Annotated in this window: 19 protein-coding genes; 6 read left to right on the forward strand and 13 right to left on the reverse strand. The window is 62.0% G+C overall.

The window, feature by feature from the left end; all coding sequences use genetic code 11:
• Window positions 1-4: 4 nt before the first annotated feature.
• The 11 genes from G7025_RS12975 to G7025_RS13025 form a co-directional block, all read right to left on the reverse strand.
• Window positions 5-484 carry a DUF2878 domain-containing protein gene (locus tag G7025_RS12975; protein WP_181079599.1) on the reverse strand — a complete coding sequence of 160 codons (480 nt, stop codon included), beginning with the start codon at window positions 482-484 and terminating at the stop codon, window positions 5-7.
• A complete protein-coding gene (locus G7025_RS12980) occupies window positions 477-1,748 on the reverse strand; it encodes an SAM-dependent methyltransferase (RefSeq protein WP_181079600.1) in 1,272 nt (423 codons plus the stop codon). The genes G7025_RS12975 and G7025_RS12980 overlap by 8 nt, the downstream gene beginning before the upstream one ends.
• Entirely contained in the window at window positions 1,735-2,544 is an 810-nt protein-coding gene (locus tag G7025_RS12985; protein ID WP_181079601.1) for a DUF1365 domain-containing protein, read from the reverse strand. Before G7025_RS12985 ends, G7025_RS12980 begins: the two co-directional genes overlap by 14 nt.
• On the reverse strand, window positions 2,541-3,788 hold the full coding sequence (locus G7025_RS12990; protein ID WP_181079602.1) for an NAD(P)/FAD-dependent oxidoreductase: 1,248 nt from the start codon (window positions 3,786-3,788) through the stop codon (window positions 2,541-2,543). The genes G7025_RS12985 and G7025_RS12990 overlap by 4 nt, the downstream gene beginning before the upstream one ends.
• Window positions 3,785-4,567, reverse strand: coding sequence for an SDR family NAD(P)-dependent oxidoreductase (locus G7025_RS12995; protein ID WP_181079603.1), 783 nt, complete (start codon window positions 4,565-4,567; stop codon window positions 3,785-3,787). The genes G7025_RS12990 and G7025_RS12995 overlap by 4 nt, the downstream gene beginning before the upstream one ends.
• A complete protein-coding gene (locus G7025_RS13000; protein ID WP_181079604.1) occupies window positions 4,564-4,986 on the reverse strand; it encodes a nuclear transport factor 2 family protein in 423 nt (140 codons plus the stop codon). Before G7025_RS13000 ends, G7025_RS12995 begins: the two co-directional genes overlap by 4 nt.
• Window positions 4,979-6,424, reverse strand: coding sequence for a deoxyribodipyrimidine photo-lyase (phrB, locus tag G7025_RS13005; RefSeq protein ID WP_181079605.1), 1,446 nt, complete (start codon window positions 6,422-6,424; stop codon window positions 4,979-4,981). The genes G7025_RS13000 and phrB overlap by 8 nt, the downstream gene beginning before the upstream one ends.
• Entirely contained in the window at window positions 6,425-7,354 is a 930-nt protein-coding gene (locus tag G7025_RS13010; protein WP_181079606.1) for a MerR family transcriptional regulator, read from the reverse strand.
• A 15-nt stretch (window positions 7,355-7,369) separates the two neighbouring features.
• Complete coding sequence (locus G7025_RS13015) at window positions 7,370-8,329, reverse strand: YbgA family protein (RefSeq protein ID WP_181079607.1); 960 nt, start codon at window positions 8,327-8,329, stop codon at window positions 7,370-7,372.
• 112 nt (window positions 8,330-8,441) lie between these two features.
• A complete protein-coding gene (locus G7025_RS13020) occupies window positions 8,442-8,657 on the reverse strand; it encodes a TIGR02450 family Trp-rich protein (RefSeq protein ID WP_181079608.1) in 216 nt (71 codons plus the stop codon).
• The gene (locus G7025_RS13025; RefSeq protein WP_181079609.1) at window positions 8,654-9,640 is read right to left on the reverse strand and encodes an NAD(P)/FAD-dependent oxidoreductase; all 987 of its coding nucleotides are present in this window, start codon (window positions 9,638-9,640) and stop codon (window positions 8,654-8,656) included. The genes G7025_RS13020 and G7025_RS13025 overlap by 4 nt, the downstream gene beginning before the upstream one ends.
• Before the next feature lie 198 nt (window positions 9,641-9,838).
• Here G7025_RS13025 and G7025_RS13030 point away from each other — a divergent pair, with 198 nt between their 5' ends.
• Both G7025_RS13030 and hemH read left to right on the forward strand, forming a co-directional pair.
• A complete protein-coding gene (locus G7025_RS13030; RefSeq protein WP_181079610.1) occupies window positions 9,839-10,738 on the forward strand; it encodes a TIGR01777 family oxidoreductase in 900 nt (299 codons plus the stop codon).
• 14 nt (window positions 10,739-10,752) lie between these two features.
• Entirely contained in the window at window positions 10,753-11,778 is a 1,026-nt protein-coding gene (gene hemH, locus G7025_RS13035) for a ferrochelatase (RefSeq protein WP_181079611.1), read from the forward strand.
• Window positions 11,779-11,783: 5 nt separating this feature from the next.
• Here hemH and G7025_RS13040 read toward each other — a convergent pair whose 3' ends face one another.
• Complete coding sequence (locus G7025_RS13040; RefSeq protein ID WP_181079612.1) at window positions 11,784-13,877, reverse strand: TonB-dependent siderophore receptor; 2,094 nt, start codon at window positions 13,875-13,877, stop codon at window positions 11,784-11,786.
• 109 nt (window positions 13,878-13,986) lie between these two features.
• Complete coding sequence (gene algW, locus G7025_RS13045) at window positions 13,987-15,141, reverse strand: Do family serine endopeptidase AlgW (RefSeq protein WP_181079613.1); 1,155 nt, start codon at window positions 15,139-15,141, stop codon at window positions 13,987-13,989.
• A 102-nt stretch (window positions 15,142-15,243) separates the two neighbouring features.
• On the opposite strand from algW, the gene G7025_RS13050 reads away from it, so the two are divergent.
• The 4 genes from G7025_RS13050 to cysN all read left to right on the forward strand — a co-directional run bounded on the left by G7025_RS13050 (window position 15,244) and on the right by cysN (window position 19,491).
• Window positions 15,244-16,002: a Nif3-like dinuclear metal center hexameric protein gene (locus tag G7025_RS13050; RefSeq protein ID WP_181079614.1), complete on the forward strand. Its 759-nt coding sequence runs from the start codon at window positions 15,244-15,246 to the stop codon at window positions 16,000-16,002.
• A gap of 173 nt (window positions 16,003-16,175) precedes the next feature.
• Window positions 16,176-17,093, forward strand: coding sequence for a sulfate adenylyltransferase subunit CysD (gene cysD, locus G7025_RS13055; protein WP_003208447.1), 918 nt, complete (start codon window positions 16,176-16,178; stop codon window positions 17,091-17,093).
• Window positions 17,094-17,197: 104 nt separating this feature from the next.
• Window positions 17,198-17,539 (forward strand): four helix bundle protein, encoded by a 342-nt coding sequence (locus G7025_RS13060; RefSeq protein ID WP_181079615.1) that lies wholly within the window; start codon window positions 17,198-17,200, stop codon window positions 17,537-17,539.
• Window positions 17,540-17,592: 53 nt separating this feature from the next.
• Window positions 17,593-19,491 carry a sulfate adenylyltransferase subunit CysN gene (gene cysN / locus G7025_RS13065; protein ID WP_181079616.1) on the forward strand — a complete coding sequence of 633 codons (1,899 nt, stop codon included), beginning with the start codon at window positions 17,593-17,595 and terminating at the stop codon, window positions 19,489-19,491.
• Window positions 19,492-19,523: the final 32 nt, after the last annotated feature.

The following is a 19,523-nucleotide window of genomic DNA, read 5'->3' on the forward strand; positions in this document are numbered from 1 at the left end:
GACGTCAGCGCGCCAGCCGATGCAATCCGACAAAAACCGCCGCCCACAGCAGTGCCAACCCGCTGAGCGTCGGTGCCAGGGCGAAGCCAAATCGCACCCCCGCCAACTGGCTGCCGGCGTAATACGACAGCGGCCCACCCACCGCGCCCAGCAAGGCGGCCAGCCACCAGGGTTGCGCGCTCCAGGCCAGGCAATGCCGCAGCGTGGTCGCCAGCAGGGCCCACAGCAGCATCAGCCAGAACGGGATCAACGGCCCCGGTTCGCTGAACTGAAACACCCCCGACACCCGCAGCAAGGTGTCCAGCACAGTGCCCGCCAGGGTCACGCCGATAATCAGCGCGCCGTCCTCGGCCCATGAACTTATCCACAGCAGGTGAACGGCCAGGACTACCACACCCACCAGCAACCAGAGGCTGTCGCCGCCCAGCACGCAGGCAAACCAGCCGCACTGGAACAGCGCGGCGTTGGCCACGGTTTTAAGCATTGAAGCGTCCGAGCAGGGGTGGGTTGATGGCTGCGGGCTTGGCCAGCAGCAATTGAGCGGTGCCGATGGTGCGCTCCATAAAGCCACCTTCGCAGTAACACAGGTAAAACTCCCACAGCCGCAGGAAGTATTCGTCGTAGCCCAGTTCCGACAGGCGGCCATGGGCGCGGCGAAAATTCTCATGCCACAGGCGCAGGGTTTTTGCGTAGTGCAGGCCGAAGTCTTCCATGTGCAACAGGTTCATGTCGGTGTCGCGGCCGACGATGTGCAGCATGTTCTGCACCGAAGGCAGAGCGCCGCCGGGGAAAATGTAGCGTTGGATAAAATCCACACTGCGCCTGGCCTGCTCGAAACGCTGTTCGCGAATGGTGATGGCCTGCAGCAGCATCAGGCCGTCGCGCTTGAGCAACTGCGCGCATTGCTTGAAGTAGGTGGGCAGAAAGCGATGGCCCACCGCTTCGATCATCTCGATCGACACCAGTTTGTCGTACTGCCCCGTCAGATCGCGGTAATCGCTCAGCAACAGGGTGACCTGGTCCTGCAGGCCCAAGGCGTGGATTCGTTGCTGGGTGTAGGCGAACTGTTCTTTGGACAATGTCGTGGTGGTGACCTTGCAGCCGTAATGCTGCGCCGCATACAGCGCCATGCTGCCCCAGCCGGTGCCGATTTCCAGCAAATGGTCGCTGGGTTTAAGCGCCAGTTTCTGACAGATGCGTTCCAGTTTGTTCAGTTGCGCCTGTTCCAGCGTGTCGTCGGCCGTCAGAAATTGCGCCGCCGAGTACATCATGGTCGGGTCCAGAAACGCTTCGAACAAGTCGTTGCCCAGGTCATAGTGAGTGGCGATATTTTTTTGCGAGCCCTTGCGCGTATTGCGGTTGAGCCAGTGCAGGCTTTGGGTGAGCGGGCGCGCGAGGCGGGCCAGGCCACCCTCCATCGCGTCGAGTACGTCCAGGTTGCTGACCATCACCCGCACTACGGCGGTCAGGTCCGGACTGGTCCAATGGCCGTGGATAAATGCCTCGCCGGCGCCGATCGACCCGTTGGCCGCCACCAGGCCCCACACGGCCGGATCGACGATCTGGATTTCCCCCAGCAGGTGCGCTTCCCGTGCGCCGAACACTTGGCGTTCACCATCCTCGATCACCACCAACTGGCCGTGGCGCAATTGGCTGAGTTGACGCAGCACACCCTTGCGCAGCAGCGCGGTGGTCATGCCGTTGACGTTCAGGCGGCTGGCCTTGACCGATAAGCTAGGGGATTTCATGGCGATGTTCCTTGGTATACCCGACGGCGGTGCGAGAGGCGCCATCGGCGGCCCGGTGGGAGAAAATCGGTGTACGTTTAAGCAACAGACGCAAGGCCTGCCAGTAAATCGCCAGGCAGGTCTTGGCGGTCATCCACGGAAAGCGCCACAGGTAGCGGTGCAGGCTGGCGCGGGTCAGCGCCTCTTTGTGCAGGCTGAGGGTGGCGTCGAAGACTTTCAATTCGCCCTGCCAGTCGGCCATGTGCACGCCGAGCCGCTCGGCGGGCGGGCTGAAGCTCATGCGGTATTGCAGGTCGCGCGGCAGGAACGGCGACACATGGAACGCCTTGGCCACGGCAAAATGCTGGTGCTCGTCCGCACCCAGAGCCTGGGCCGGCAGCACGTAGCGATAGCGCTCGCGCCAAGGGGTATTGGTGACTTCACACAGGATCGCGGCCAGTTGCCCGTCGGCCTCGAAACAGTAGAAGAAACTCACCGGATTAAAAGCCAGGCCCCAACTGCGGGCCTGGGTCAGTAGGCAGATAACGCCCTGGGGTGTACGCCCCAGCGCCTTGCCGACTTCCTGGCGCACGGCATCGCTCAGGCTCATGCCGTGGCCGGTCAACTCACGCAGGTAGTCCTGCTGGCGAAAACCAAAAGGCGCCAGGCGGCTGCGCCCGGCCAGGGGCGAGAGCCCTAGCACGTGGTCTTCTTCACTCAAATCCAGGTACAGCAGGCCGATGCGGTAGCGAAACGCATGGCCCTTGGGCGCAAACCGGCGATGGGCGATCCAGCCGCTGTACAGGGCGCTGTTCACAGGGTTTCCCCAAAGGCTTGCGCCACGCGCAGGGCGCTGACTACGCCGTCTTCATGAAAGCCGTTGGCCCAGTAGGCGCCGCAATAATGGGTATGGCGGGCGCCGTTCAATTCTTCCCAGCGGTTCTGGGCGGCGACGGCGCCCAGGCTGTATTGCGGATGGGCATAGGTGTAGCGCGCAAGAATCTTCAGCGGGTTGATCACCGCCGTCTGGTTGAGGCTTACGCAGAACGTCGTGGCGCTGTCGATGCCTTGCAGGATGTTCATGTCGTAGGTCACGGCGGCCTGGGCCTGACTGTCGCCGGTCAGCCGGTAGTTCCAACTGGCCCAGGCCAGTGTGCGATCGGGCAGCAGGCGCGTGTCGGTGTGCAGCACCACGTCGTTATCGGCATAGGGCAGGGCACCGAGGATCTCCTGCTCCGCCTGGCTTGGGTCGCCGAGCAACGCCAGGGCCTGGTCGCTATGGCAGGCGAACACCACGCGGTCAAAGGACTCACTGCCGGACGCGCTGTGGATAACCACGCCGTCCTCGTTGCGCTCGACGTTATGCACAGGGCAGCTCAAGCGGATCCGCTCACGAAAACCGCGAGTCAGGGGTTCGATATACGCACTGGAGCCGCCTTCGATCACGCACCACTGTGGGCGATTGTTCACCGAGAGCAGGCCGTGATTCTTGAAAAAACGCACGAAGAACTGCAACGGAAAGCCCAGCATGTCCGCCAGCGACATCGACCAGATCGCCGCGCCCATCGGCACGATGTAGTGGCGCACGAAGCGCTCGCCATAGCCGCCGGCGGTGAGGTAGTCGCCCAGGGTCATGTCGGCGCTGATGCGGTGTTCCTGTAAATCCAATGGCGCCTGGCGATTGAAGCGCAGGATGTCGCGCAACATGCCCCAGAAGCCCGGCGACAGGATATTGCTGCGCTGAGCGAACAAGCTGTTGAGGTTATTGCCGTTGTACTCAAAGCGCGTGCGCTCGTCGCACACCGAAAAACTCATCTCGGTGGGTTTGAACGCCACGCCGATCTGCCCCAGCAAGCGAATGAAATTGGGGTAGGTCCAGTCGTTGAACACGATGAAACCGGTGTCCACCGCGTAGTGCTGGCCTTCCACCGTGACCTTGACCGTATGGGTATGGCCCCCAATGCGGTCGCCGGCTTCGAACAGGGTGATGTCGTGACGGCGGTTGAGCAGGTAAGCGCTGGTCAACCCGGCGATGCCGCTGCCGATGATGGCGATCTTCATAGGTCGTCCTTCTTCGGCGGAGCACTGCGCAACATGCGCTTGCCGATGATCAACTGCGCGCGGTTAGGTAGCTTCGACAAGGGCCACAGGGTGGCGATAAACAGCGCGGGGAAGGCGATCTCCAACGGCCGCTTGTGCAGTTTGGCGAAGATATGCCGCGCGGCCTTGTCGGCGGGCCAGCTCAGGGGCATCGGGAAGTCATTGCGTTCGGTCAGGGGCGTGTCGACAAAGCCCGGGCTGATCACCGTGACGTCGATGTTTTCCGGCGACAGGCTGATGCGCAGCGATTCGAACAAATACCGCAGGCCGGCCTTGGAGGCGCCGTAGGCCTCGGCGCGCGGCATCGGCAGGTAGGTCACGGCGCTGGCGACGCCCACCAGGTGTGGCGTCAGGCCGGCGCGCAACAGCGGCAGCGCCGCTTCGATGCAATAACTACTGGCCAGCAGGTTGGTGCGCACCACATGCTCGATGATGGACGAGTCAAACTGGCGGGCGTCGACGTATTCGCAGGTGCCGGCGTTGAGGATCACGGTGTCCAGCGCGCCCCAGGCGTGGGTAATGTGTTCACCGATTTCGCGCACGGTCTGGCTGTTGGTCAAGTCGCCGGCCACCACCAGCACTTGGCCGGGGTAACGTTGCGCCAGGGCCTCCAGCGGCTCTTTGGAGCGTGAGCTCACGGCCACTTGGGCGCCGCTGTTGAGCAGCTCCTCGGCCAGCGCGGCGCCGATGCCACTGCTGGCGCCGGTCAGCCAATAACGACGGGGCGTCACGCTATTCATCCCACTCTCCTTTTCAGCCAACTGACCACTTTGCCGAGTACGGGCAGGTGTTCATACAGCAGGGCGCCAGCGTCGAAATAGTCACGATGGCGGTAGACCTTGTCACGCCACATCAGGTGCGAGCAGCCTTCCACGCGAATCACCCGGCCATTGGCCAGGCGCGGGTGGCAGAAGCTCATTTTCCAGCGCAGGTAGCCTTCGCCTTCGGCCACCTGATCGAAGCCGTGAAAGTCGAAACGCAGTTGGCTGACATTGCCGTACAGCGTTTCGAAATATCGGTGCAGCGCGGTCAGACCGTGCACCTCGTGCAGCGGATCGGTAAAGACGATGTCCTTGCTGTACAGGCTGTCGAGCAGGTGCAGGTTGTGCTTGTCCAGCGTGGCAAAGGTGTGGGCGAAGCGGCGCAGAAAGTCACTCATGGGCACCCCCGGCGGCTTCGCGCGATGGCAGGCTGCGGAACGCGGCCAGGGCGCGCTCGCGGGATTTTTTCAGATCGACGATGGCACGGGGGTAATCCGCCACGCCAAACAGGCCGCCAACCGCATCGGGGTTGTGGACTTCCTTTTTATTCAACCCGGCCAGTTCCGGCAGCCAGTGCTTGATGAACACGCCGTCGCGGTCGAATTTTTCCGACTGGCTCAGCGGGCTGAAAATCCGGAAATACGGCGCCGAGTCGGTGCCGGTGGACGAACTCCACTGCCAGCCACCGTTATTGGCGGCCAGGTCGCCGTCGATCAGGTGGCGCATAAAGAAACGTTCGCCTTCACGCCAGTCGATCAGCAGGTTCTTGGTCAGGAACATCGCCACCACCATGCGCAGGCGGTTGTGCATCCAGCCGGTGTCGAGCAACTGACGCATCGCCGCGTCGATGATCGGCAGACCGGTGCGCGCCTGTTGCCAGGCGGCGAGGTCCTCGGGTGCGTCACGCCAGGCCACCGCTTCGGTTTCGGGGCGGAAGGCGCGATGGCGGGACACGCGCGGGTAGCCCACCAGAATATGTTTGTAGAACTCACGCCAGAGCAGTTCGTTGATCCAAGTGATCGCACCGATATCGCCGCTTTCGAACTCGCCCTGATTGATTTGCAGCGCCGCGTGCAGACACTGGCGCGGCGAGATCACACCGGCTGCCAGGTAGGCCGACAATTGGCTGGTGCCGGGCTTGGCGGGGAAATCGCGCTCATCCTTGTAATAGCTGATCTGCGCGTCGGCGAAGGTTTCCAGGCGGCGCCGGGCTTCATCTTCGCCGGCAGGCCAGAGTGCGCGCAGGCGCTCGCTGGGCGGTTCGAAGCCATCGACGGCGATCGGCACGGCGTCGCTCTCGATGGCGAGTTTTTGCTGCGCCTTCGGCGTGTTCACCAGACGCGGCAGGGCGCTGTGCAGGCGGGTGTAGCAGACCTTGCGAAACTGGCTGAACACTTGGAAATACGTGCCGCTTTTGGTGAGCACACTGCCGGGTTGAAAAAACAGTTGGTCCAGGTAGCTGTGGAAAGTCACGCCATCGGCTTCCAGCGCCTTGGCCACCGCTGCGTCGCGGCGGCTTTCATGAATGCCGTACTCTTGGTTGACATGCACCGAGGCCACGCCCAGCTCGCCGCACAATTGGCTGAGCACGGCGGGCACCTGGTCCCAGGTGGCGGCGGTGCGGATCAGCAGCGGGATGTTGAGTGCGCCCAGGGACTGGCTCAAGTACTGCAGGTTGCGCAGCCAGAAATCCACTTTGCACGGTGCGTCATCGTGGGCCCGCCATTGTTCGGGCGTGATCAGGTAAACCGCCGCCAGCGGGCCGCGCTGGCTCGCGGCGGCCAGGGCGGTATTGTCGTGAAGGCGCAAGTCGGTGCGCAGCCAAATCAGGTGCATTTAGACGAGTCCACGCTGGAGCATAAGCTGGTGGGCCGACAGCGGGTCTTCGGCGACGGACAGATCGGCAAGGTCATGGCTGAGCAACGCCAGCTCGGCCTGATGAATGCTCACCGTGGGACCGACCAGCAGCGTCGGGCAGTCAACACCGCCCAACAGTTTGGCGAAGGCCGGCAGTTGCAAGGCCTTGCTTGAATACAGCAACACTGCGCGCGGTTTGAGGTGTTCCACCGCCAGCGCCAGTTCGCCGGCGGGCAGCGGCCAGTCGAAGACTTCCACCGGGCAATCGGCGCTGCTGGCCAGCCAGGCGCTGAGCCACAGGTGCGGCTCCAGCGGCAGGTCGGATTGATTGATCAACAGCAGTGGCGCGCCGTGCAATTGGCGATTGTTGTGGTAGATGCGCGCGCCGAATTTGCTGCGCAGCCATGACAGAAAAAACACCCGCTCCATCTGCGCGCCGAACTGGCCCTGCCAGCGTTGCTCCAGTTCCTGGATCAGCGGCAGCAGCAGTTGCTCGCACAGGGTGCGCGGCGGGTAGAGCGCCATGGCCTGGTTGAAGGCATCGTCCACCCGGCGCTCGGCCAGGTCGCTGATGGCCTGCACCAGGGTCTGGCGCAGGCTCTGCCATTCGTTGGCAACGCTGTCGGGGCTGGTCTGGGCGGAGTCGATCAGGTTTTTCACCTGGCTGACCGGTACGCCTCGGTTGAGCCACGTCAGGATGGTGTGAATACGTTGCACATGCTCGGCACTGAATAGCCGATGCCCTTTGGGCGTGCGCTGGGGCACGATCAAGCCATAGCGACGTTCCCAGGCGCGCAGGGTCACTGCGTTGACGCCGGTCTGACGCGCGACCTCACGGATCGGCAGCCAGCCATCTTCAAGGGCTTGGGCAATGTCTTCGCCGGGTTCTTCGTGCACGGCGGTTTTCATGACGCTTTTCATGGGTTAGATCGCATTTCGCAGGCTGAGATTTTCCGGGTGCGGCTGCAAGTACGCCTGCTGCGCGATGTAGCGGTCCGGGTGTTGGCGAAAGTGGTGCTTGAGCAACGTCAGCGGCACCACCAGCGGCACGATGCCGTGGCGGTATTGGCCGATGACGGTTTGCATTTCCTGTTTGTCGTCTGCGCTGATTACCTGCTTGAGGTAGCCGCTGATGTGCTGCAGCACGTTGCTGTGGGTGCCGCGGGTGGCGCATTTTTTCAGGCCGGTCATCAATTCGCTGAAGTAGCCGGCGGCCAGTTCTTCCAGCGGGATGCCTTTGTCCATCGTGCCCAGCAGGTGGCCGAGGCTTTTGTAATGTTGCGGACTGTGGGCCATCAGCAGGTACTTGTAGCGCGAGTGAAAGGCCAGCAAGCGATGGCGGCTCAAGCCTTCGGCCAGCAGTGCTTGCCAGCTTGCATAGACGAACACGCGGGTAAGGAAGTTTTCCCGCAGGACCGGGTCGTTCAGGCGCCCGTCCTCCTCTACCGGCAGGTTGGGGTGGCGCGCGCAGAACGCCTGGGCATAGATGCCGCGACCGCCGCCGTCCACCGGTGTGCCGTTTTCACGATAGACCTTGACCCTTTCCAGGCCACAGGACGGTGACTTCTGCATGAAGATGTAACCGCACAAATCAGTATGTTCGCGCGCCATCTGCCGGCCGTAATCGTCCAGCGGTTGGGTGACGTTGAGCGCACGGTTCACGGTACCGACGGCCTGTGGCTGGGCAGCGTCGCCTACCAGGCGGATCGGCTCGCGGGGAATGCCCAGCCCGATGGCCACTTCCGGACACAAGGGAACGAAGTCGAAATAGTCGGCCAGGGTCTGGCAGCAGAGCAGGGATTGCTTGTGTCCGCCATTGAAGCGCACGTTCTCGCCCAACAGACAGGCACTGATAGCGATCTTCGGTTTGGGGCTGTTGGACATGGGCAAACCTCTGCGAAATTCCTATACAAACTCTATAGCCTGTACAACTAAATCTCATCATAGGTTTGATGATGTACAAGTCAAATTATTTGTATAAGTTTTTGCGCGAAGGTTATTTCCAGCCGATTGTCCACGTTTCGGCGTCCTGCAGGGTTTGCCACGGCAGCCGCTCGCCACGCCGGGTCATCACTGCCTGCAGTTCGAGTTCGAGCACGGTGCCTTCCTCGTCACGAAACAGCTCAGTGACCAGGAAATGTTTTTCCTTGTTTTTCGGGTGTGCTGCTGTCCATTTCGACAGCAGCAATTTGTCCGGGTTGATGCGGTTCATCGCAGATGCTCGATCAGACGGCGCGCCGCTTCCTGGCCACTGAGCCAGGCGCCTTCCACGCGGCCGGACAGGCACCAGTCGCCGCAGACATACAACCCCAGGTCAGCATCGGCGAGTACGCCGAACTCATGGGCGCTGGACGGTCGCGCATACAGCCAGCGATGGGCAAGGCTGAACGAAGGCTCGGGCATGGTGCTGTGCAGCAACTCGGCGAAGGCACCGTGCAGGTATTCCGTGATTGCTTCCTTGGACAAATCCAGGTGGGCCTTGCTCCAAGCGCTGGTGGCATGCAGTACCCAGGTGTCGAGGCGCGTGTCGCGCCCTGGCTTGCTGCGGTTGCGTGCCAGCCAGTCGAGGGGGCTGTCTTGTACGAAACAGCCTTGCATCGGGGTGTCCAGCGGTGTGTCGAAGGCCAGGGCGACGGCCCAGGTGGGGTCCATTTTTACCCCGGCGGCGACGCTCGCCAGTTTGGGCGCGGCCGCCAGCAGGGCGCTCGCTTGGGGCGCCGGGGTGGCGATGATCACGTGGCTGAAAGGCCCGTGATTGCCGCCGTCGGCGTCCTGCAGGTTCCAGTGATGTTTGCCCTGGAACACCTCGGTGATGCGGCAACCGAACTGCACCGGCAAATCATCCAGCAGTGCGCGAGTGATGGCACTCATGCGTGGTGTGCCGACCCAGCGCACCTGTTCATCGGGGGAGGGAGTGAGCTGGCCGGACTTGAATTGGTAGAGCTTGGGTAGCCACTGATCGACCACGCCCTGCGCCTGCCAGCGCTGCACCTCGGTGGCAAAACGCCGATCACGGGCGGTGAAGTACTGGGCGCCCATGTCCAGCGCACCGGCATCGCTGCGCTTGCTGGACATACGCCCGCCGCTGCCGCGACTTTTATCGAAGAGTTGTACAACATGACCGGCCTCTTTTAACGCTCGGGCGGCGGAGAGACCGGCAATACCGGTACCGATAATCGCGATGGGTAGAGTCATGGTGAGCCTCATTTACCGTTGCGTACAGGCTACGCCGAGACCAATAGCTGTACAATATTGTTTTTTGGTATAAGTTTTGGCGTACCTGAACCGTTGACGTGTCCTATGGTTAACCATACGCCACGCCCAACTACGAATTGATCCCTGCTTATAAAATAGACCAGTGATCGGCGGCGAACGTTACATGAGGAGCGTCCCATGCATATTTTGCTGACCGGCGGTACCGGCTTGATCGGTCGCCAACTCTGCCAACACTGGCTGGCCCAGGGGCATCGCCTGACCGTGTGGAGCCGTCATCCGGAAGAAGTGGCGTCGCTGTGCGGCGCACAAGTACTGGGCGTTGCGCGCCTGGAAGAGGTGATCGGCGCGGTGGATGCGGTGGTCAACCTGGCCGGCGCACCCATCGCCGACCGCCCGTGGACCCATAAGCGCAAGGCGCTGCTGTGGAGCAGCCGCATCAGTCTTACCGAAACCCTGCTGGCCTGGCTCGAAGGCCTTGAGCAGAAACCGGCGGTGCTGGTGTCGGGCTCTGCGGTGGGTTGGTACGGCGACGGCGGCGAGCGCGAACTGACCGAAGCCAGCGGCCCGGTGCAGGACGATTTCCCCAGCCAGTTGTGCATCGCCTGGGAAGAAACCGCCCAGCGCGCCGAAGCCCTGGGCATTCGCGTGGTACTGGTGCGTACTGGCCTGGTGCTGGCTGCGCAGGGCGGCTTTTTGTCGCGGTTGCTGCTGCCCTTCAAGCTGGCGCTGGGCGGGCCGATCGGCGATGGACGGCAGTGGATGCCGTGGGTGCATATCAATGATCAAATCGCCCTGATTGATTTTCTTCTGCACAAGGAAGACGCCAGCGGTCCTTATAATGCGTGCGCGCCACACCCGGTGCGTAACCGCGAGTTCGCCAAAACCCTGGGCCAGGTGCTGCATCGTCCGGCGTTCATGCCCATGCCGGCCTTCGCGCTGAAGGTGGGGCTGGGCGAGTTGTCGGGGTTATTGCTGGGCGGGCAGAAGGCCGTACCCGAACGGTTGCTGGCGGCCGGTTTCACTTTCCAGTTCACTGAGTTGCGCGCGGCTCTGGACGACTTGTCCACCCGCCTCTAGAGATAGGATGTTGCATGACGGATCACGCGTTGTTACTGGTCAACCTGGGTTCACCGGCGTCCACTTCGGTGGCCGATGTGCGCAGCTACCTCAACCAGTTTTTGATGGACCCTTATGTGATCGACCTGCCATGGCCGGTGCGACGCCTTTTGGTGTCGCTGATCCTGATCAAACGCCCGGAGCAGTCGGCGCACGCCTATGCGTCGATCTGGTGGGAGGAGGGCTCGCCGCTGGTGGTACTCAGCCGGCGCCTGCAAGCGCAGATGACCGCGCAATGGACCCAAGGCCCGGTGGAGTTGGCGATGCGTTACGGCGAGCCCTCCCTGGAAACCACCCTGACGCGCCTGGCCGCCCAGGGCATCCGCAAAGTCACGCTCGCGCCGTTATACCCGCAGTTTGCCGACAGCACCGTGACTACGGTGATCGAAGAAGCCCGGCGCGTGGTGCGTGATAAGAGACTGGATGTGCAGTTTTCGATCCTGCAGCCGTTCTACGATCAGCCGGAGTACATCGAGGCATTGGCGGCGAGCGCTCGGGCGTATGTGGAGCAGGATTACGATCACCTGCTGCTGAGTTTTCACGGCCTGCCGGAGCGGCACCTGACCAAGCTCGACCCCACCGGCCAGCATTGTTTCAAAGATGCCGACTGCTGCAGGAACGCGTCGCCGCAGGTGCTTGCCACCTGCTATCGCGCGCAGTGCTTCAGCGTCGCCCGTGATTTCGCTGCACGTCTGGGCTTACCGGACGGCAAATGGTCGGTGGCGTTCCAGTCGCGGCTGGGCCGCGCGAAGTGGATCGAACCCTACACCGAGGCGCGCCTGGAGGCGCTGGCCCAGCAAGGCGTGAAAAAGCTGCTGGTGATGTGCCCGGCGTTCGTCGCCGATTGCATCGAGACTCTGGAAGAGATCGGCGATCGCGGCCGCGAGCAGTTCCGTGAGGCCGGGGGCGAAGAGCTGGTGCTGGTGCCCTGCCTGAACGACGACCCGCAGTGGGCGGCGGCGCTCAATACCCTGTGCGAGCGCGCGCCGCAGCAACTGTAGCCGCGTTATAGGTCGAGGGTCAGGCTGACCGTGAGATTGCGCGGTTCGCCTGGGCTGACCCAGTAACTGCTGTAGGACCGTTCGTAGTACTTTTCATCGAACAGGTTGTTAAGGTTCAGGCCCACCGTCACGTTTTGCGTGGCTTTGTAATGGGCCAGCAGGTCGACGGTGTGGTAGGCGGGCAGTTCAAAGCTGCCGCCGGCTTCCCCCGAGCGGTCCCCCACATAGGTGAATGCTGCGCCCAGGTCCGAGCCGCGCAGGGCGCCCTCCTGGAATTCATACACCCCCAACAGACTGCCGCTGCGCTTGGCCACGCCAAGGATGCGGCTGCCGGCTGGAATGGTGTTGTCACCCTTGGTCACCTCGGCATCGATGTAGGCGAAGGCGCCGATCACGCGCACGGCGTCGGTCACTTGCCCGGTCAGTTGCAGATCGAAACCCTGGCTGCGGGCCTTGCCCATGGCGCGGTTGGTGTTGGTGGCCGGGTCGAGGGCCAGCACGTTTTCCTTTTCGATATGGAAGGCGGCGAGGGTGGCGCTGAGGCGGTCGTCGAACAGTTCGCTTTTGACCCCCATTTCATAGCCCACGCCTTCTTCAGGCTTGAAGGTTTTGCCCGTAGCGTCCAGGCCGCTATTGGGCTTGAACGAGGTCGAGGCGTTGGCGAACACACCGATTTCTGGCGTGAGCTGGTAAAGCAATCCGGCGCGCTGAGTCAGGGCGTCGTGGGTTTGGCGGCTGGTTGGGGCGTTACGGGTAAAGTCATCGACGGTTTGTTCGAAATGCTCAACGCGCGCGCCAATCATGCCGCGCAGGCGGTCGGTGAAGACGATCTGGTCCTGCAGGTTCAAGGCGTGGCTTCTGGTCTGCTCGAAGAAGTCAGTGCCGGAGCGCGCGCCGTTGGGTTTGGGCTGGCCGTAGACCAGGTTGTAAAGGTCGATGGGGTAGCTCCCCGCGACCGCAGTCACGCGCTCGTTCTTGCGGTAGTCCTCGTATTCGGTGCCCACCAACAGCTCGTGCTGCCAATTGCCGATGTCGAACAGGCCGCGCAGTTCCAGCTGGGTGATGCTGTCGTGCCAGCCCATGGAGCGTTCGCGGTAACGGCGATTGAGGGTGTGACCGTCGGCATTCAGCGCGCGGTTTTCCGAAGCATCGCCCCACAGGCTGCCTTGTTTGTAGTGGCTGGCCAGGCGCAGTTTCCAGGCATCGTTGAGGTGATGTTCGAGGGTCGCCTGCAGGCGGTTGTTGTGGTTGTCGATGTCGCCATCGTTGGGTTCGCCGAGGAATGTGCGGCGCGATACGCCGGGAGCGTCGACGATGCCACGGTCGAAGGTGGAGCTGTGGCGCACGAACTCACTTTCCACCAAGAGCGTGGTGTCCGGGTCCAATTGCCAACTGAACGACGGCGCGACAAACACCCGCTTGCTGCCGACGTGATCGCGGAAACTGTGGTTGTCCTCCACCGCCAGGTTGACCCGTGACAGCACGTTAGCTTGGCTGTCCAGCGGGGTGTTGACGTCCAGTGCGGTGCGATAACGATCCCAACTGCCTGCGCTGGTTTGCAGGGTGGTGAAGGCTTCGGGTTGAGGCTTTTTGGTGACGATATTCACCGTACCGCCGGGATCGCCGCGTCCGTAGAGGCTCGCGGCAGGGCCCTTGAGCACTTCGATACGTTCGATATTGGCGGTGTCCGGCGTGCTCGGGTAGCCACGGTTGGCGCTGAAGCCGTCCTGGTAGAACTCCGACGTGGTGAAACCGCGCACGCTGTATTCGTAAAGGGTCAGGCCGCCGAAATTGTTTTGCTTGGACACCCCACCGGCGAATTCCAGCGCGCGTTCCACGTTGGTGCTGCCCAGGTCCTTGAGCACCGTGGCCGGAATCACGCTGATGGACTGTGGGATGTCGCGCAGGGCCGTGTCGGTTTTGGTCGCACTGGCGGAGCGGGTGGCGCGGTAGCCCTTGACCGGGCCGGTGGCGGATTCATAGGCATCGGTGGTGACGCTGATGGCGTCCAGTTCCAGGCGGTTGTCTTCGGCGAAGGCCGGATCCAGCAGCAATCCCAGGGCCAGGCCAGCCAGGGGAGCGATTTTTCGAGACGGCATGAGAGAGCGTTCCAATAACAGTATTGAAACAATATAACATGCCTAATGAGAATGAATCGCTACGAAATATCACCCAGGTGCCTGCGAGCGGGCACGTGGGTGAGGTCGATTATTCCTCTTCTTTTACTGGGGCTGGCGGTGGGCGCAGGCCGATTTCGGCTGACAACTTGATCTCCTTGCCATTGCGCATGACCTGGATCGCAACCTTCTCGGTTGGCTTGATCCGCGCCACCTGGTTCATCGACTTGCGCCCGTCGCCGGCCGGTTCGCCGTTGATGCTTAGAATCACGTCACCCAGTTGCAGGCCGGCCTTCTGCGCCGGGCCGTCGCGGAAGATTCCCGCCACCACGATGCCGGGACGCCCGGTCAGGCCGAACGACTCGGCCAGCTCTTTGGTCAGTGGCTGCACTTCGATGCCCAGCCAGCCGCGAATCACCTGGCCGTGTTCGATGATCGACTTCATCACCTCCATCGCCAGCTTCACCGGAATCGCAAACCCGATGCCCTGGGAGCCGCCGGACTTGGAGAAAATCGCCGTGTTGATGCCGGTCAGGTTGCCATTGGCATCCACCAGCGCGCCGCCGGAGTTACCCGGGTTGATCGCGGCGTCGGTCTGGATAAAGTCTTCGTAGCTGTTGAGGCCCAACTGATTGCGCCCGGTGGCGCTGATGATGCCCATGGTCACGGTCTGACCGACCCCGAACGGGTTGCCGATCGCCAGCGCGACATCGCCTACGCGCAAACCATCGGAGCGGCCGAGGGTGATCGCAGGCAGGTTCTTCAAATCGATCTTCAGCACCGCCAGGTCCGTCTCCGGATCGCTGCCCACCACACGGGCCAGGGTTTCGCGGCCGTCACGCAGGGCCACCACAATCTGATCGGCGCCGCTGGTCACGTGGTTATTGGTGAGAATGTAGCCTTCGGGGCTCATGATCACGCCGGAACCCAGGCTGGACTCCATGCGCCGCTGTTTGGGCCCGTTGTCACCGAAGTAGCGGCGGAACTGTGGGTCTTCAAACAGCGGATGCGCCGGTTTGTTGATGACTTTGGTGGTGTACAGGTTGACCACCGCCGGAGCGGCGATCACCACTGCGTCGGCATAGGTCACCGGGCCTTGCACCACCGTGGTGGTCTGCGGGGCCTGTTGCAGGTTCACATCAAGGCTGGGTAAGCCCACCAACTGGGGGAAACGCTGAATGATCAGCATCGCGATCAGCACGCCGGCCAGCAATGGCCATCCAAAAAAACGCAGCGCCTTGAGCATCAAGTAAGTCCTGACAGGTTGCAGGGGGCGGGGGAGCGCCCATAATGTCGCGCATTATACGAGGCTGCGAGCGCCTCTGAACGGGATATTTAGGAGACTTTCATGGCCGTCCCCCTTACCACCCTCGTCGAGGAAGCGGACCGCTACCTCGGCAGTGCAAAAATTGCTGATTACTGCCCCAACGGCCTGCAGGTCGAGGGTCGTCCGCAGGTGATGCGCATCGTCAGCGGCGTGACCGCCAGCCAGGCGCTGCTGGATGCCGCCGTCGAGGCCCAGGCCGATCTGGTGCTGGTTCACCATGGTTATTTCTGGAAAGGCGAAAACCCGTGCATCACCGGCATGAAGCAACGTCGCCTGAAAACCCTGCTCAAGCACGACATCAGCCTGCTGGCCTACCACCTGCCGCTGGACCTGCACCCCGACGTCGGCAATAACGTGCAGCTGGCGCGGCAGTTGGACATCACCGTCGAAGGCCCGCTGGACCCGGATAATCTGAAAGTTATCGGTCTGGTCGGCTCCCTTGCCGAGCCCTTGTCGCCCCGCGACTTCGCCCGCCGCGTGCAGGACGTCATGGGCCGCGAGCCGCTGCTGATCGAGGGCAGCGAGATGATCCGCCGCATCGGCTGGTGTACCGGCGGCGGCCAGGGCTATATCGACCAGGCGATCGCCGCCGGTGTCGATCTGTTCCTCAGCGGCGAGGCGTCCGAGCAGACCTTCCACAGCGCCCGCGAAAACGACGTCAGCTTCATTGCCGCCGGCCATCACGCCACTGAGCGTTACGGCGTACAGGCGCTGGGCGATTACCTGGCGCGGCGCTTTGCCTTGGAGCATTTATTCATCGATTGCCCCAACCCGATCTGACGCACACCCCTGCGTCTGAGCGGGTTCGACCGGCCATCGACGCCAAACCTTGGGGCATATTCATATATCGTTTCGGTCTAGATGGCGCCCTAAATAGAAGAAGTTGCTGTGCTAGCATGCCCCGCTCGAACACGGCCCGCTGGCCGTCCATAAGATCGTTTTCGTGAGTAGCCATGGTCGACAAACTGACGCATCTGAAACAGCTGGAGGCGGAAAGCATCCATATCATCCGCGAGGTCGCCGCCGAGTTCGACAACCCGGTGATGCTCTACTCGATCGGTAAAGACTCCGCCGTGATGCTGCACCTGGCACGCAAGGCGTTTTTCCCGGGCAAGCTGCCATTCCCGGTGATGCACGTCGACACCCGCTGGAAATTCCAGGAGATGTACAAGTTCCGCGACAAAATGGTCGAAGAGCTGGGCCTGGAGTTGATCACCCACGTCAATCCGGATGGGGTGGCGCAGGGCATCAACCCGTTCACCCACGGCAGCGCCAAGCACACCGACATCATGAAAACCGAGGGCCTCAAGCAGGCCCTGGACAAGTATGGTTTCGACGCAGCATTCGGCGGCGCCCGTCGCGATGAAGAGAAATCCCGCGCCAAAGAGCGCGTGTACTCGTTCCGCGACAGCAAACACCGCTGGGACCCGAAGAACCAGCGTCCGGAGCTGTGGAACGTCTACAACGGCAACGTCAACAAGGGCGAGTCGATCCGCGTGTTCCCGCTGTCCAACTGGACCGAGCTGGACATCTGGCAGTACATCTACCTGGAGGGCATCCCGATCGTGCCGCTGTACTTCGCCGCCGAGCGTGAGGTGATCGAGAAGAACGGCACGTTGATCATGATCGACGACGACCGCATCCTTGAGCACCTGTCCGACGAAGACAAAGCCCGTATCGTCAAAAAGAAAGTCCGTTTCCGTACCCTTGGCTGCTACCCGTTGACGGGCGCGGTGGAGTCCGAAGCCGAAACGCTGACGGACATCATTCAGGAAATGCTCCTGACGCGAACTTCCGAGCGCCAGGGCCGGGTCATCGACCATGATGGCGCCGGCTCCATGGAAGATAAAAAACGGCAGGGGTACTTTTAAGTTTCGAGTTACAAGCGGCAAGCTGCAAGTTAAAGGCGGTATGCGTAATTTGGCGGTTTGGTGCTTGCAGCCGGTTGTTGCGAGCCGCTATCGAGTGACTCGTAATGGACTTCGAGAAGTTGGTCGTTTGGCAGAGAAGCAAATGTTTAGCGGTGGGAGTCTACCGGGAGTTGGCGCAATGCAGGGATCTTGGTTTTAAGGACCAGATCACTCGCTCTGCACTTTCGGTGCCCTCCAATATTGCTGAGGGTATGGAGCGTCGCAGTGCTAAAGAAAAGGCGCGTTTTCTTTGGATAGCGAAGGCTTCTTGTGGTGAGTTACGGACACAGATTCTCATCGGTAGCGACATTGCTTACATCGCCCGCCCGCTGGCTGAAAACTGGATTACAGAAACTCGCGAGCTCTCAAAAATGCTCTGCGGCCTGATCAACAAAATTTCTGACTAGCTGTACGCCGACAAGCTTGCCGCTTGAAGCTTACAGCTCGGAGCTTGAACCCAATGAGCCATCAATCTGATTTGATCAGCGAGGACATCCTCGCCTACCTGGGCCAGCACGAGCGCAAGGAAATGTTGCGCTTCCTGACCTGTGGCAACGTCGACGACGGTAAGAGCACCCTGATCGGGCGCCTGCTGCACGACTCCAAGATGATCTACGAAGATCACTTGGAAGCCATTACCCGCGATTCGAAGAAGTCCGGCACCACCGGTGACGATATCGACCTGGCCCTGCTGGTCGACGGCTTGCAGGCCGAGCGTGAGCAGGGCATCACCATTGATGTGGCTTACCGCTACTTCTCTACCGCCAAGCGCAAATTCATCATCGCCGACACGCCCGGCCATGAGCAGTACACCCGCAACATGGCCACGGGTGCGTCCACCTGTGACCTGGCGATCATTCTGATCGACGCGCGCTATGGCGTGCAGACCCAGACTCGTCGCCACAGCTACATCGCCTCGTTGCTGGGCATCAAGCACATCGTAATCGCCGTCAACAAGATGGATATCAACGGCTTCGACCAAAACGTCTTCGAGGCCATCAAGGCCGATTACCTGAAGTTCGCCGACGGCATCGCATTCAAGCCGAGCACCATGGCGTTCGTGCCGATGTCGGCGCTCAAGGGCGACAACGTGGTCAACAAGAGCGAGCGTTCGCCTTGGTACACCGGCCAGTCGTTGATGGAGATCCTCGAGACCGTCGAGATCGCCAACGACCGCAACTACACCGACCTGCGTTTCCCGGTGCAGTACGTCAACCGTCCGAACCTGAACTTCCGTGGCTTCGCCGGCACCCTGGCCAGCGGCATCGTGCACAAGGGCGACGAAGTCGTGGTGCTGCCGTCGGGCAAGAGCAGCCGCGTCAAATCCATCGTCACCTTCGAAGGTGAGCTGGAGCACGCCGGCCCCGGCCAGGCGGTGACCCTGACTATGGAAGACGAGATCGACATCTCGCGCGGCGACTTGCTGGTGCATGCCGACAACGTGCCGCAGGTGGCCGACGCCTTCGATGCCATGCTGGTGTGGATGGCCGAAGAACCGATGCTGCCGGGCAAGAAATACGACATCAAGCGCGCCACCAGTTACGTGCCGGGTTCCATCACCAGCATCGTGCACCGCGTGGACGTGAACACCCTGGCCGAAGGCCCGGCGAGTTCGTTGCAGTTGAACGAGATCGGCCGGGTCAAGGTCAGCCTCGACGCCGCCATCGCGCTGGACGGTTACGACAGCAACCGCACCACCGGCGCCTTCATTGTCATTGATCGTCTGACCAACGGCACCGTGGCGGCCGGCATGATCATCGCGCCGCCGGTGAACCATGGCGGTGCGTCGCACCACGGCAAGTTGGCCCATGTGGCAACCGAAGAGCGCGCGCTGCGCTTCGGCCAGCAACCGGCTACGGTGTTGTTCAGCGGGTTGTCGGGCGCCGGTAAGAGCACCCTGGCCTATGCGGTCGAGCGCAAGCTGTTCGATATGGGCCGTGCCGTGTTCGTGCTGGATGGCCAGAACCTGCGCCACGACCTCAACAAAGGGCTGCCGCAGGATCGCGCCGGGCGTACCGAGAACTGGCGGCGTGCCGCGCATGTGGCGCGTCAGTTCAACGAAGCCGGCCTGCTGACCCTGGCCGCGTTCGTCGCACCGGATGCCGAAGGTCGTGAACAGGCCAAGGCGCTGATTGGCAGCGACCGCCTGCTGACCGTTTACGTGCAGGCGTCGCCGCTGGTGTGCGCCGAGCGCGATCCGCAAGGCCTGTATGCCGCCGGTGGGGATAACATTCCTGGCGAGTCCTTCCCGTACGACGTGCCGTTGAACGCCGACCTGGTCATCGACACCCAGGCCCTGTCGCTGGAAGACAGCGTCAAGCAAGTGCTGGAACTGTTGCGTCAGCGCGGCGCGATCTAAGCTCGCGCAGTCAAATGTGGGAGGGGGCTTGC

It is taken from the genome of Pseudomonas lurida (assembly GCF_013522705.1).
Lineage (GTDB): Bacteria > Pseudomonadota > Gammaproteobacteria > Pseudomonadales > Pseudomonadaceae > Aquipseudomonas > Aquipseudomonas quebecensis.